The organism is Streptomyces sp. NA02950 (assembly GCF_013364155.1).
Lineage (GTDB): Bacteria > Actinomycetota > Actinomycetes > Streptomycetales > Streptomycetaceae > Streptomyces.
Window position 1 is genome coordinate 2,048,140 of record NZ_CP054916.1, and the last position, 13,644, is coordinate 2,061,783.

Consider the following 13,644-nt stretch of genomic DNA (forward strand, 5'->3'; position numbering starts at 1 on the left):
GGCTCACGACGGGTTCTCCTCGGTGGCGGTCTCGGTGGAGTCCCGCGGGAAGGCGATGCCCCAGTCGCGGGCCACCTCGGCGGCGTCCGCGCCGGGGCGCGCGGGCGCACGGCGCACCGCGCCGGGGGTGGCGGAGAAGCGCGGGGCGGGCGCGGGCTGGGTGATGCCGCTGTGGTCGGTGAAGGTGGAACGGGCGGCGAGATGGGGGTGTGCGGGGGCCTCGTGCAGCGACAGGACGGGTGCGACACAGGCGTCGGAGCCCTCGAACACCGCCGTCCACTCCTCGCGGGTGCGCTCCTTGAAACGGGCGGCGATGGCGGCGCGCAGCCTCCCCCAGCCGTCGAAGTCCTCACGGGGCGGGGCCTGGTCGGCGATCCCGAGCCGCTCGGTGAACTCGTCGTAGAACTTCCGCTCCAGGGCGCCGACGGCCATGTATCCGCCGTCGGAGGTCTGGTAGGTGCCGTAGAACGGGCAACCGCCGTCGAGGAGGTTGGCGCCGCGGCGGTCCTGCCAGCCCCCGGCGGCCATCATGCCGTGGATCACGGCGGTGAGATGGGCGGTGCCGTCCACGATCGCGGCGTCCACGACCTGGCCGGGGCCGCCCGCGCGGGCGTGCTGGAGGGCGGCGAGGGCACCGATGACGAGGTAGAGCGAACCGCCCGCGTAGTCCCCGAGGAGGTTGGCGGGGGCCACCGGCGGACCGTCGGCAGCGCCGATCATGCCGAGCGCTCCGGCGACGGCGATGTAGCCGATGTCGTGCCCGGCGGTCCGGGCGAGCGGCCCGTCCTGGCCCCAGCCGGTCATCCGCCCGTAGACCAGCTTCGGATTGCGCGCCAGACACGCTTCCGGCCCCACCCCGAGCCGTTCGGCGACCCCCGGGCGGTAGCCTTCGATGAGGATGTCGGCGCGCTCGGCGAGGTCGAGCACGGCGGCCCGGCCGGCGTCGGACTTCAGATCGAGCAGCACGGAGCGTTTGTTGCGGTTGGCGATGTCGTAGTCGGGGTCGATCCGCAGACCGCCGGTGCCGCCCGGCCGGTCCACCCGGAGGACATCGGCGCCGAGGTCGGCGAGGACCATGGCCGCGAACGGGCCCGGCCCGATCCCCGCCAGCTCCACCACCCGCACCCCGGACAGCGGGCCGCCCGTCTCCGCCACGTCCTCTGTCGCCACCATCCGACCCCAAACCTTATGACAATTTTGCTGTAACACCGCTGATGCTAAGAAGACGTGCCGTATTCCACAAGCCCCCTGGCCGGGCGGCGGACAGCGAAAGGCCGTGGCCCCGCCGGTCCTTGACCGACGGGCCCACGGATGGGTCCCTGGCGCCGTCAGTCCGCGTCGAGCTCCGCGATCAGCCGCTTGGGAGCGACCGCCCGATAGCTCTCCTCGACCCAGTCGCACAGCAGGTCGGCCCCGGGCGCGCCGTCGGCGAGCGGTATGGACACCCACCCGGACCGGCCGAGGCCGTAGCCGGTCGGGGCGGCGCCGGGCTGGGACATCGCATGGGCGTGGGCCGCCTCGTCCCGCAGCTTGACGGTGACACCGGGCGTACGGTCGCCGTCGTCCGAGCCGAGGAAAACGAAGATCTTCTTGTTGACCTTGACCACGGAGTCGCCCCAGGGGAAGTCCTCCCAGGCGCCGGGGAGGCCGAGCGCGAACGCGCGCACCGCGTCCCGTACCCGGCGCGGGTCCTTCGACGCGGCCATCGGCTCCTCCTGCGGTGTGCGGTCCACGGCTGTCATGAAGTGACCGGAGGGACGCGACCCCGCGTCCCTAACCGGTCTTCTCCACGCTAGCCCCCGGCACCGACAACGGCCGCTCGGGCACGAGGTGGTCCGCGCCGCCCGACGGATCGGTGAGCCGCCCCAGCCGCCGTGGCACATCGGCACCCACCAGGACGATCACCACCAGTGTCAGCCCGAAGGTGAGCACCGCCAGCGCCCGCCCCAGCGGCATCCCCTCGGCCAGATCGGCGCCGAGCACCGGGGCCACCGCGCCGCCCAGCGCCCCGGTGTTGTAGACGAACCCGAGGGAGGCGGCCCGGGTCCGGGTCGGGAAGTGGCCCGCGATGTACTTGGGCAGGATGCCGGAGATCCCCTGGCTCAGGGCGAGCAGGAAGAACAGCAGCACGCCGAGGCCGACCAGACTGTCCTGCACCGCGAACACCGGGAAGACGAAGGCCAGCGAGGCCAGCAGGGTGCAGGCATAGGCCTTCCGGGTGCCCAGCCAGTCGCCCACGAAGCCCGCGAGCCAGCAGCCCGCCATGGTCCCGAACCCGGCGTAGAACATCACGTCCGTGACCTCGTCGGGCGCGTAACCCAGCTCCGACTTCAGATAGGTCGGCAGCAGCGCCTGGATCGGCCAGCTGTAGAGGAACGCGCAGAACACCGTGGCCACCAGCGCCGTGTACAGCAGCCGGCCGCGCCGTCCGCCGAGCTGCGCGGCGAAGGCCAGCAGACACCCCGTCGCCAGCAGCGACAGCGGCCAGCGCCACCCGGCGCCCACCGGGGTGAAGACGCAGAACAGCGCGGCGCTCGCGGCCGCCGCCAGGGCGGTGTTGGCCCAGGCGCGCCACCGGCCGGTGAACAGCGGGGCGAAGGGGTTGGGGCGCGCGTCGTCCGCCGCCACGTCCTGGCGCCAGTCCGCGGCCTCGGGGAGGGCGCGCCGTACCCACAGCGCGACGAACACCGGCAGTACGCCGATCCAGAACATCCAGCGCCAGCCCCAGTGCGGTACCACCCACTTGTAGAGCTCGGAGGCGAGGATGGTGCCGCCCGCGTAGCCGGAGATGAGAAAGCCGGAGGCGCGGTTGCGCAGCCGGGCGGGCCAGCTCTCCAGGACGTAGGTGGCGCTGGCACTGTACTCACCAGCCATGCCCATGCCAATCAGCAGCCGGGCGGTGAAGAGGCTGAAGTAGTTCCAGGCGAAGCCACAGGCGAAGGTGCCCAGCGAGTAGAGCAGAATGCTGGCGATCATGGCCGGTTTGCGGCCGTAGCGGTCGCCCATCGCGCCCAGCAGCGCACCGCCGAGCCAGCGGGTGATGAAGGCACCGGAGACCAGGCTCGCCGCGGACGCCGTGCTGAGGTCGAACTCCTCGGCGATCTCGGTCAGTACGAGGGTGATCAGGACGAAGTCGAAGCCGTCCAGCAGATAGCCGATCCAGGCGGCGGCCAGGGACTTCCACTGGCCACGGGAGACCTCCCGGTACCAGGGTCCGGTGGCGGTCATGGCAACAGCCCCCCTTCCTCGAGGACATGACGCACGGTCTTGACGGCCGCGTCGCCCAGCGGCACCTGGGGCGCGACGGTCGCCGGGCAGTCGATGACGCCCATCAGATGCAGCGCGGCCTTGAAACCTCCCAGCGCCGATGAACTTCCGCCCATCAGCGCCGGATCACCGGCATCGGTGAGGGCGAAGAGCGCGGCCAGCCGGTCCTGTTCGGCCGCGGCCCGGTCCCAGCGCCCGGCGCGGGCGTACCCGTACAGCCGGACGTAGCCGTCCGGGTCGACGTTGGCCAGCCCCGGGACCACCCCGTGGGCACCGGCCAGCAGGGCGCCGTCCACGGTCAGCTCGGACCCGGTGAGCACGGAGAACTCCGCGTCCAGCCCGCGGCGGCGCACCTCCACGAGCAGCCGGCGCAGCGCACCGTCGTCACCGCTGCTGTCCTTGAGCCCGGCGAGGGTGCCGTCGGCGGCCAGCGGCAGAACGGTCCCGGCGGTCAGCTTGGCGTGGACCGAGACCGGGATGTCGTACGCGAAGAGCGGCAGCCCGGCACCGTCGCGCAGCCGCCGGAAGTGGTCGGCGATCTCCACCGGATGGGTGCGGGTGTAGAACGGCGCGGTGGCCACGATCCCGTCCGCGCCCAGCCCGGCGGCGGTCCGGGCCTGGTCCAGCACCCGTGCCGTGGTCATGTCGATCGCACCGGCGAGCACCGGCACCTGACCGCGCGCCACCCCGATCACCGTCTCCAGGACGGTGCGGCGCGCGCGGTCGTCCAGATAGGCGGCCTCACCGCTGGAGCCGAGCGCGAACAGCGCGCTCACCCCCGCGCCGATCAGCCGCTCGGCGAGGGCGGCCAGGGAGCGGGTGTCGATCGCGCCGGTGGGGGTGAGCGGGGTGCACAGCGGCGGAACGACACCGGTGAGCGGAGCCGGAAGACTCATCACAACCCAGCTTTCTGAACGCGGGCGGCCTGGGGCCCGGACGGATGGCCGATGCGACACCTGACGCCCCGCCACAACCGCCGAAATAGCGGGCAATAGGGACGTGGGACGTCCTATGTCGGGGCTGAATCTCGCTCAGCGCCGACACCGCTGTCAAGTACTCCGTCGGCCGGAGCCACCCGGCCCCCAGCGCGGCGTCCGAATACCGCCAGCCCCGGCCGCGTTCCCCGCCCAGCATGAGACATATGAACGACAACAACACGCCCGAGAGGCACACCCCGGGGCACGAGACGCGGTACGAGCTGCGGGCCATCGCGCCCGAGGCACTGAAGCGGCTGCGGATCACCGACGACGCGGACCGTCCGCCCCGCGTCGTGGTGGAGGACGAGAACGGCGACTCACCGCTGCGCTGCTGCCTGGGCCGCAGCAGACCGCACGAGACCATCGTGCTCATCTCGTACGCCCCGCTTCTGCGCTGGGCACTGGACTCCGGCGCCGATCCGGGCCCGTACGACGAGACCGGTCCGGTCTTCATCCACCGCGAGGAGTGCGACGGCTTCACGGGCCCCGGCGTTCCCGACGGCCTCCGCGGCGAGCGGCGGGTGCTGCGGGCCTACTCCGCCGACGGCTCCATCCTGGGCGGACTGCTGCTGGACGGCGGCACACCGACGATCGAGGAGGGGCTCGACCGGCTCTACCGCGATCCGCGGGTGGCGGCGGTCCATGTGCGCGGCGTGGAGTACGGCTGCTTCCTGGCCGAGACCCGGCGCCTGTGACGACCGGGCGCGCCCGCGGCTAGGTGCGCGGGGCCCGTGCGCCGGCCAGCGCCCGGCGGCACAGCGCGTCGGCGCGCCGGGTGGTCTCGGGCTGCCGGTAGTCGCGGGCGAGGTGGAGGGTGTGGGCGCAGGCGCCGTCGAGGTCGACCCGGTGGCCGACCGAGACGAACACCGGCTTCACCCCGTCCCGGGTGCGCAGCGCCCGGCCGACCTCCTCGTCCCCGTCCAGCAGCGGTGACCAGTCGCCGCGGTGCGGTCCGGGGTCGGTGTGGCGGAAGGTGAAGGGGTTCTTGGCGACGCCGATGACCGGGAGCCCGGTGAGCACCCCCAGATGGCTGGCCAGCCCGAAGCGGCGGGGGTGGGCCAGTCCGTAGCCGTCGCACACCACCAGCTCCGGACGGTGACCGGCCCGGTCGAGGGCGCCGAGCGCCTCCAGGACGGCCGGTATCTCACGGAACGCCAGCAGTCCCGGCACATAGGGGAAGGTGACCGGTCCGACCGCCGTCGCCTCCCCGACGACCGCCAGGGTGCGGGGGTCCAGGGCCACGGCGGCGGCCGCGACCACCCCGCGCTCGTCGTCGTAGGCCACGTCCACCCCGGCCACCGGGCCCGCGCCCGCACCGGGCGCGGGCACCTCCCCGACGGTCACGACGGACGCCCGGAGCCGCTGCTGAACGGCGGTCGCCTCGGCCCCGGTCGTGGGCCAGTCGGCAGGCAGCTCATAACGCGGCAGGTCAGGGTGGGGAGGGTAGGCACTGGTCATCGTGGGCACCACGCTACTATCCCGATCATGTTCATACTGGACGTGACCTACACCGCCCCGCTCGACCGCGTCGAGGCCCTGCTCCCCCAGCACATCGCCTGGCTGGACGAGCAGTACGCGGCGGGCGTCTTCATCGCCTCCGGCCGCAAGGAGCCACGCGTGGGCGGGGTCATCCTGGCGGTCGGCGACGACCGCGCGGGGATCGAGGAACTGGTGACGTCCGATCCGTTCTCGCTCGCGGGGGTGGGCGAGTACACGATCACGGAGTTCATCGCCACCAAGACGGCCCCGGCACTGGAGCCCTACCGCCAGCAGCCGGCCGGCTGACCGCCCCGCTGTCCGCCGGGCCCCGTGACGGGGCGGGGTCCGGCGGCCGTCTCGTCACCCCACCGGTGTTGTCCCCAGCCGGGCGACCCGGCCCTTCTCCCCCGCGGCCCAGCAGCCGAGGTCCGGTGTGCAGTCGACGGTGTCGTACGAGCCGGTGTCGACCGTGCGCCAGGTGCGGCCCGCGTCGGTGGTGAGGTCCGTGCCGGTGGGGCCGACGGCCAGGGCCGCCCGGCGGCTGTACGGCAGCCAGCTGACACCCGAGCGGTAGGCGGCCGGCGGCCGGTCCGCCGTGGTCCAGCGGGATCCGCCGTCCCCGGTGACGGCCGCCGCGCGCGGGGACGGCTGGTCGGGCCGGTAGTCGCCGCCGACGGCGAGGCCGTGCCGGGCGTCGCGGAAGGCGAGCGCGAACACCCCGCGCGCCGGATCGCCCGCGGGGACCGGGGTCTCGGCCACCGTCCAGGTGCGGCCCGCGTCGGCGGTGCGGAACACCCGGGCGGTGGCCGCCCCGCCGGTGGCGAACCACGCGTTGCGCCCACCGGAGGCGACCAGACACTGCCCGCTCGCCGCGAACGCGGCCTCGCCCGGCTGTGCGGCGGGCATACCGTCCGAGGGCAGGACCCGCCAGCTGCGGCCGCCGTCACCGGTCGACAGGATCCGGTAGCGCCCGTCCACCGGATCGCTCAGCGCGATCCCGTGCCGGGAGTCGAAGAAGGTCATGCAGTCGTAGAAGGCGCGCGGATCGGCGTTACGGAAGCTCTCGCTCCAGGTCGCGCCCCCGTCGTCGGTGCGGAAGACCCGGGACGCCTCGCCCTCGCCGATCGCCAGTACCACCGCACGCCGGGTGTCGAACGCCTCGACATCGCGGAACTCCAGCCCCTCCGCACCGGGCGGGGAGACATTGCGCCAACTGCGCCCGCCGTCGTGCGTCCGCAGCACCGTGCCCTTGGTGCCCGCGACCCACGCCGTGTTCCGGCTGACGGCGGCGAGTCCGCGGAACCGGGCGTCGGCCCCGCTCTCCGTGAGCCGCCAGTACACCCCCAACCGGCCCTCGGCGCCCGCCGGTTGAGCGTGGGCGGGCGCGGTGGTCACGGCGGCGAGCGCCGCCCCGCAGAGTCCGGCCGCCACCGCACGTCTCATCATGCTCATGATCCCCATGGCCCTCATGGGGCGGGAAGCTAGCCCATCCGTGGGACGCCGTCCACGGACAGGTGAACGAGTGAGAGTGAGAAACTCCGAATCGCGGGACCGGCTCGGCCTTCCTAAGGTGACCGCCATGGACAACGAACGTGGAAAGCCGTACGTGGGCGCCATGGTCACCGTCAGCTATGAGGCGGAGCGCTGTCTGCACGCCGGTGAGTGCGCCCGCGCCCTGCCGCAGGTCTTCGACCCGGAGCGGCGGCCGTGGATCCAGGCCGACGGCGCACCCGCCGATGTGGTCGCCGAGGTGGTGCGGCGCTGCACCTCCGGGGCGCTCCGGTACCGGATGGCCAACGGCCGGACGGAGCAGCCCGACCGCCCCACGGCGCTCGCCCGCAGGTCCTCCGGTCAGATCCTGGTCCGCGGCGATCTGATGATCGAGACCCCGGACGGGGCCCGCAAGGAGACCCGCGCGACACTGTGCGGCTGCGGCGCCACCGGCAACGACCCGTACTGCGACGGGGCGGGGCCGTGCGGAACGAGGCCGGGGCCGGGGCCGACGGACCCGGGGCCCGGCGGCCGCGGGGAGCGGCAGCCGTAAGTAACCCCGGCCCTCGGTGGTGGTGTCCCTCAGCGGTTGTTGTCGACGCAGACCCGGGCCAGCACCGACACACAGTCCTTCGCGCTGTCGTCGGACGAGGCGGTGGGCTTGGCCGTCGGCTCGTCGGTCGGCTTGGCCGTCGGCTCCTCGGTCGGCTCCTCGGTCGGTTCGTCGCTTGGCGTGGCGCTCTCGCTCGGGGTGCCACTGGGCTCTCCGGACCGGGTCGGCTCCGACGTACCACCGTCGGTCGGGTCATCCGTCGGGTGGCCGGTCGGCGGGGAGGACGGATCGGACGGCTCGCCCGGAGAAGACGAAGCCGACGAACCGGGTGAAGTCGGCTGTGACGAGGGCGAAGAGGACGGCGCGGCGGAGGACGACGCCGGCCCGGAAGGAGACACCGCGCTCGACGGCACGTCCGACGGTGACCGCCCCGTGGACGGCCGGTTCCGGGACGCCTCCCGCGCGGCCTCCGACCGCAGGTCGTCCGAGGTCCGCGGGGACGTACCGGAGGTCTCCGACGAACCCGACGACGCGGATGAATCGCCCCCATCGGAGGGCACCCCGGCACCGCCCGGATCCGACGGCGCCGATGCCGCCGCGGGCTGTCCCGGCCCCGCCTGGTCGGCGTCGGTCAGGGCCAGCCCGGCCGCGACCGCCGCACTCGCCACGAGCAGCACACCGACACCGGCCACGGTGGCCGCGACCGGCCCGGCCTGGCGCACCTGCCCCCGCATCAGATGGCGCACCGAACGCCGGGCGGACACCAGCGTGCCGCCCGCGGCCGCCGCGTGCGCACCGCCGAGCGGCAGGGTGCGGGTGGCCGTACCCACCGCCGTCGCGCCGACGGCGGTGGCGGCGAGCGGCACCAGCCACTTCGCCGTCCCCCGGTCCAGCAGCGCCAGCAGCGCCGGTCCGGTGAGCGCGGGCAGCCGGTCGTCGGCCGCCACCATCCGCTCCATCCGGCTCCGGCAGTCCTGGCAGCCCTCGATGTGCACGGCTATCTGCTCGGCCTGGTGGGGGGTGTCGACACCCTGCACATGCGCGGGCATCCGCTCCCAGTGCGCACCGCACGCCGCGCTCGCCGGGGCGCCCGGCTGGGCACGCAGATACTCCTGGCGCAGGCTCTCACGGGCCCGTTCGACCAGCGCGGCGGCGCCGTCGGCGTGGGTGCCGAGACGGCGGGCCACGCCCTCCGGCGACAGCCCGTCCACCTCCGCGTGCCACAGCGCGGTCACCCATCGCTGCGGCAGCTCACCCAGGACGTCCACCAGCGGCTCGAGGTACGAACCGCGCTGCGGCGGCCCCCAGCTCGCGGCCGCGGCGGAGAGCCCGCGCACGGCGCCGGTGAGTTCGGCCGGTACCGCGTCGGCACCGATCGGCTGCCCGGTCCGCAGCCGCCGCCACACCCGGTAACGGGCCTCGGCGACGAGGTCGCCGGCGGTCCAGGGATTACCGGTGAGGGTGCGGGCGTACGCGACGAGACGCGGGTATTCGGCTTCGTAGAGACGGCTGTAGGCGGCCGCGTCGAGCGCCGCGGGACCTTGGTGCATGGTGGAACAACCCCTGGGGTGGTGCCTCGTCGGCGGCGGAGTTTTGTAACAGCTCCGCACGGCGCCCGAGACCGGGCATGGTTTTCGCAAGCCTAAATGCCCTATGTCCCCTCGAAAAATCAGTCGTGACACACGTCACAGCAACCATGGGTGCACTGGCCTGATCGCCCGTACGTCTTAACGGACGTAAGCGAGGCGAGGACCCGCACCGATCACAAGGGAGCCGGCGTTGTCCACAGTCATCGACCAAGCCGTTCAGGCCCACCTCATCGCGTCGACGCCCGAGGCACGCGCCATCCCGGCCTGTCTGCGCTACGAGCCCGACGACCCGTACGCCGTCCGCATCTCCTTCCCGCCCTCCGCCTCCCTCGACGGGTCCGCGGTGGAGTGGACGTTCGGGCGCGAGCTGCTCGCGGCCGGGCTGCGCGGGCCCGCGGGGAACGGCGATGTGCAGATGTGGCCGTGCGGTCCGCAGCGCACGGTGCTGGAGTTCCACGCGCCCGAGGGCATGGCCATGGTCCAGTTCGACACCGGGGACCTGCTCAGATTCCTCGGCCGTTCGTACACCGTGGTCCCCGAGGGCAGCGAGAGCGGACAGCTGGACCTGGACGACGGTCTGGCGTCGCTGCTGGGGGACGCTCCCGCCTGAGCCGGCGCCCCCGTCTCCCGTCTCCCGCGCCGGGGGCCGTCAGGCCCCTCAGGCGCACTGGGGCCTCTCGGGCCCCTCAGGTGCTGTTCGGGGACGTGGTCGCCACGAGGATCGCCGTGGTGACCGCCGCGGCGAGCGCCGCCCGCACCTGTGCGATCACTTTCTCCAGTACCGGCCCCATTCCCCCACTTCGTTCCCCGAGTTCCGCAATGCGCTCCTTGTGGAGCTTCGCGTCCTTGGCCGTCACCACGGTCCGCAGTTCCCCCGCCGCCGCGAGTGCGACCAGTGCCGCGTCCCGCTCGGACACCTCGGCCACCGGCCGGTCACCGTGCAGCACCCGCACCGCGTCCTCGCGCATCCCCGCCACCAGATCGGTCCGTTCGAGCCGGTACTCCTTGAGCGGGAACACCCCCAGCACACGCCGCGCCGCCACCCGCAGATACCCGTCCGCCACCAGTTGGTCGCGCACGGCGTGCTCGGTCAGCCGCGGCTGATGTTCCACCCAGGTCGCCCAGGTGCGCGGCCGGGACTCCCCGATCAGCTCCAGCAGCCCGTCGAGCGCACTGTTCCCGGTCATGGCATCGGCCACGGGGCGGGGCTTGCCGTCGGTGTCGGTGAGCAGTCCGCGCTGGGCCAGTTCGGTGAGGGCTCCGGCGCGGACGAGGAGCGCGGTGTGGGCACCGGTGGGCTTGCCGGTCCCGGGGTCGAAGGCGAGCAGATGGAGTGCGGCTGCGAGGGAGAGCGAGCCGTTCGGCACGGGGGCCTCCGGTCGGTGGTGTCGTCCGGTCGGTGCGAGGTGTCCCGACCATAACCGCCGGAGGCCGCGCCGGGACGGCGGCCACGCGCACCCCCCTTGCGCGCGCGTGACCGCCGCCCCTGGCTCATGTGTGGCCCTGCGGCCGGTCCTACGGGTGTTCCCGCCGGTGGCCCTACGGGTGGTCCTACGGGTGGTAGAGCTTGACGACGGCGGTCGTGGTGGTGCGCTTGAAGTCCGCGACCGGAGCGTGCGCGAAACCGCCCGTCTCGCCCCACGCGACGACGGTCACGGTCCGGCCGTCCCGCCCCACGCCGTAGAGGTGGATCCCGGGCTCGGAGTCCGGGTACGAGGTGTGGACGCCGTAGACATGGGCGCCGTCCTCGGCCGTGAGCGCGCCGTAGTCCCGCCAGGAGGCGGTGCCCTCGGGGTGGTCGCGCCGCCAGTCGGCGGCGCAGTTCCGGATCTTCTTCTCCGCGGCGGCGGCCAGCTTGCGGGCCGCGTCCACGGTGCCGGTCCTGACCACGATCTGGGCGGCGCCGGTGTCGTACTCGGTCCAGAAGGTGCGGTGGGTCGCCCCGGCCGAGGGGAAGGTCTTCTCGACGCAGAACGGGATGTTCTCGGGCAGCCCCTTGGTGACATCACTCGCGTACCAGTCCGAGCCGGGGCGCGGCGGAAGCTCCCTCGGCACGAGGTGGGCGGGAGGGCTGAGGACCGCTGCCTGGGCCGGGCCCGGTTCCGGCCGCCCCCACGACGGCGGCCGCGGCCAGCGCGCCCGCGGCGGCCCTGCGGACCGCGTGCTTGACCATGCGCATCAGGTGATTCCCCGTCTCTTCCTGTCATGTCGGCGCGACTCATGCCGGTACCACTCATGCCGGTGCGACCTGTCATGTCACGGTGACGCCGCGCGGTTCGCGGCGGCAGGTGCCCAGCGTGCGGGCCGCCGGGGCGCGGGCGCCAGGAAAGGCGTGGCATCCGGGACGCTGGAATGCCTGCACGTACGCTGACTTGGGGGTATGACAACAGCCTGGAACGCGTCCGCGGGACACCCGTGGGACACGGCCCGCGGGACGCGAACGGGTGGGGAGTCGGGGAGGAAGGGGGACGGTTCCATGGGGAGCGCCCATGAGGTCGCGGACTTCGCGGAGAGGCTGCGGGTCCTGAAGGAACGCTCGGGCCGCAGCTACGGCTCACTGGCCACGCGACTGCACGTCAGCACGTCCACACTGCACCGCTACTGCAACGGCGACGCGGTCCCGGCGGACTACGCGCCGGTGGAACGCTTCGCGCGGTTGTGCGGAGCCACACCGGAGGAGCTGATCGCGCTCCACCGCCGCTGGATCCTGGCCGACGCGGCCAGACGCCGCACCACCACACCTCGCGGCGGCCCCCCGGGCAGACCCCGCCGCCCCGCCGCGACCGCCTCGCCCCCGGCTGGGAGCGCGGCAAGCGCCGGGGAACGGCGGACGGGGGCGGCCGCGGCTGACGACCGCGACAGGCCGTCGGACAGCCATCGGTCCGCGGCAGGGACTCGCGCCGCGGCGAGCGGTGGGCGTGTCGCCGACGGTGCGGCGGATGACGGGACACGCCGGGACGAGCGGGCACGCACCCCGGACGGTGGGAGCACCACCGGCGCCTCACCGAACGGCTCGGCTCGCCGGGTCGCCGGGGTCGGCCGAGGCGGGCGTGAGCGGGTGGATGCCGCCCCGGCGGACGGCGGCGGTGGCGGCGACGAGGGCGGGGCTCACCTCCCTCCGGAGCCCGATGAGTCCGGTCCGCGCGCGGTGTCCGACCCCGCGGGGGACGCGCGGCCCCGGCCCAGCTGGGCCGCCCCGGAGTCCGGGGCGGGGGTGCGGTGGGCGCCGGTGGGGGGCGGCTCCGGAGCGCGCTCCGGGACACGGGAGCGGCTGCGGGCCGTGCCCACGGGAGAGGGTACGGTCCCGCGCCGGGCCGCCTGGCGACGGCGGCCGTGGGCGTTCATGGCCGGGGCCGCCGCCATGGTCGTGCTCGCCGTCACGGCGGTGGAGGTACGGCCGCCCGGCGACGACGAGGGGAAGGACGCCGCGGCCTCACCCCGGGCCACCGCCCACCCGCGGTCCGCCGTGCCCGTCGGCCCGACGGCGCGCGGGCATCTGGACCGGGCGGAGGCGGGCGACGGCGGGCACCGGTCCGGCGCGCCGCGCCACGACAGCAAGGGGCGCCACGGCGGCGGGCCGTCCGTCTCCGCCTCCGCCTCGCCCTCGCCGGGCGCGTCCGGCCGGCCGGGGGACACGCCCGGCAACGGCGGCTCGCGCGCCCCACTCACCCTCAGCACCCGCTCCCATGTGTGGGAGAACGGCTGCGACCACCGCTATCTCATCGACCGGTCGCCCACCGACGTCGCTCCGCCGCCCACCGAGCAGGACGCGCCGACCTGGGCCTCTGCCCACGGCGCCGTGCACGGTGGAACCACCCATGTGGAGGTCACGGTGCAGGGCCGGGCGTCGTCCGCGGTGGTCCTCCAGGCGCTGCACGTACGGGTCGTGGGGCGGCACAGCCCCCTGGCGTGGTCGTCGTTCGCGATGGAGAACGGCTGCGGCGGCTCCCTCACCCCGCGCGCGTTCTCCGTCGACCTGGACGCGTCCCGTCCGCTGGCGCGCCCCACCGACGGCAATGACGCGGGCAAGCCGCTCCCCGCCGTCCGCTTGCCGTACCGCGTTTCGGCCACGGATCCGGAGGTGCTGCTGATCAACGCCCGTACCTCCGGCTGCGATTGCCGCTGGTATCTGGAGCTGGAGTGGTCGAGCGGCGGACGCGAGGGGACGGCGCGGATCGACGACCACGGCGCGCCGTTCCGCACCAGCGGGGTCAAGGGCCGCCCCGAGTACGGCTACGACTACGGAGACGGCGTCTGGCACAGATACGGCTGACCGCCGGAGCGCGGC

14 protein-coding genes are annotated in these 13,644 nt (G+C 74.0%); 5 read left to right on the forward strand and 9 right to left on the reverse strand.

Annotation, left to right across the window (positions count from 1 at the left end; genetic code table 11):
* Positions 1–3: 3 nt before the first annotated feature.
* The 4 genes from HUT19_RS08510 to HUT19_RS08525 form a co-directional block, all read right to left on the reverse strand.
* The gene (locus tag HUT19_RS08510) at positions 4–1,173 is read right to left on the reverse strand and encodes a CaiB/BaiF CoA-transferase family protein (protein WP_176179865.1); all 1,170 of its coding nucleotides are present in this window, start codon (positions 1,171–1,173) and stop codon (positions 4–6) included.
* A 155-nt stretch (positions 1,174–1,328) separates the two neighbouring features.
* Entirely contained in the window at positions 1,329–1,706 is a 378-nt protein-coding gene (locus HUT19_RS08515; RefSeq protein WP_176186658.1) for an MmcQ/YjbR family DNA-binding protein, read from the reverse strand.
* A gap of 67 nt (positions 1,707–1,773) precedes the next feature.
* Complete coding sequence (locus HUT19_RS08520) at positions 1,774–3,228, reverse strand: sialate:H+ symport family MFS transporter (protein WP_176179866.1); 1,455 nt, start codon at positions 3,226–3,228, stop codon at positions 1,774–1,776.
* Positions 3,225–4,163, reverse strand: a complete 939-nt coding sequence (locus tag HUT19_RS08525) for a dihydrodipicolinate synthase family protein (RefSeq protein ID WP_176179867.1) — start codon at positions 4,161–4,163, stop codon at positions 3,225–3,227. Before HUT19_RS08525 ends, HUT19_RS08520 begins: the two co-directional genes overlap by 4 nt.
* A gap of 245 nt (positions 4,164–4,408) precedes the next feature.
* Between HUT19_RS08525 and HUT19_RS08530 the strand changes: the two genes are divergently transcribed.
* Positions 4,409–4,939, forward strand: a complete 531-nt coding sequence (locus HUT19_RS08530) for a DUF1203 domain-containing protein (RefSeq protein ID WP_176179868.1) — start codon at positions 4,409–4,411, stop codon at positions 4,937–4,939.
* Between the two features lie 19 nt (positions 4,940–4,958).
* Here the strand turns inward: HUT19_RS08530 and HUT19_RS08535 are convergent, their stop codons facing one another.
* Positions 4,959–5,702, reverse strand: coding sequence for an endonuclease V (locus tag HUT19_RS08535; RefSeq protein WP_176179869.1), 744 nt, complete (start codon positions 5,700–5,702; stop codon positions 4,959–4,961).
* 27 nt (positions 5,703–5,729) lie between these two features.
* On the opposite strand from HUT19_RS08535, the gene HUT19_RS08540 reads away from it, so the two are divergent.
* A complete protein-coding gene (locus HUT19_RS08540) occupies positions 5,730–6,029 on the forward strand; it encodes a YciI family protein (protein WP_176179870.1) in 300 nt (99 codons plus the stop codon).
* A gap of 54 nt (positions 6,030–6,083) precedes the next feature.
* Here the strand turns inward: HUT19_RS08540 and HUT19_RS08545 are convergent, their stop codons facing one another.
* Positions 6,084–7,175: an oxidoreductase gene (locus HUT19_RS08545; protein ID WP_176179871.1), complete on the reverse strand. Its 1,092-nt coding sequence runs from the start codon at positions 7,173–7,175 to the stop codon at positions 6,084–6,086.
* Between the two features lie 127 nt (positions 7,176–7,302).
* On the opposite strand from HUT19_RS08545, the gene HUT19_RS08550 reads away from it, so the two are divergent.
* Entirely contained in the window at positions 7,303–7,767 is a 465-nt protein-coding gene (locus tag HUT19_RS08550) for a (4Fe-4S)-binding protein (protein ID WP_176179872.1), read from the forward strand.
* Between the two features lie 29 nt (positions 7,768–7,796).
* Here HUT19_RS08550 and HUT19_RS43925 read toward each other — a convergent pair whose 3' ends face one another.
* Entirely contained in the window at positions 7,797–9,317 is a 1,521-nt protein-coding gene (locus HUT19_RS43925; protein WP_176179873.1) for an RNA polymerase sigma factor, read from the reverse strand.
* Between the two features lie 229 nt (positions 9,318–9,546).
* Between HUT19_RS43925 and HUT19_RS08560 the strand changes: the two genes are divergently transcribed.
* Complete coding sequence (locus HUT19_RS08560; protein WP_176179874.1) at positions 9,547–9,966, forward strand: SsgA family sporulation/cell division regulator; 420 nt, start codon at positions 9,547–9,549, stop codon at positions 9,964–9,966.
* 76 nt (positions 9,967–10,042) lie between these two features.
* On the opposite strand, the gene HUT19_RS08565 is transcribed toward HUT19_RS08560, so the two are convergent.
* On the reverse strand, positions 10,043–10,723 hold the full coding sequence (locus tag HUT19_RS08565) for a GPP34 family phosphoprotein (protein ID WP_176179875.1): 681 nt from the start codon (positions 10,721–10,723) through the stop codon (positions 10,043–10,045).
* 184 nt (positions 10,724–10,907) lie between these two features.
* Positions 10,908–11,411 (reverse strand): hypothetical protein, encoded by a 504-nt coding sequence (locus tag HUT19_RS08570; protein WP_254885491.1) that lies wholly within the window; start codon positions 11,409–11,411, stop codon positions 10,908–10,910.
* 421 nt (positions 11,412–11,832) lie between these two features.
* On the opposite strand from HUT19_RS08570, the gene HUT19_RS42285 reads away from it, so the two are divergent.
* On the forward strand, positions 11,833–13,629 hold the full coding sequence (locus HUT19_RS42285; protein WP_217712250.1) for a transcriptional regulator: 1,797 nt from the start codon (positions 11,833–11,835) through the stop codon (positions 13,627–13,629).
* The last annotated feature ends 15 nt before the right edge of the window (positions 13,630–13,644 follow it).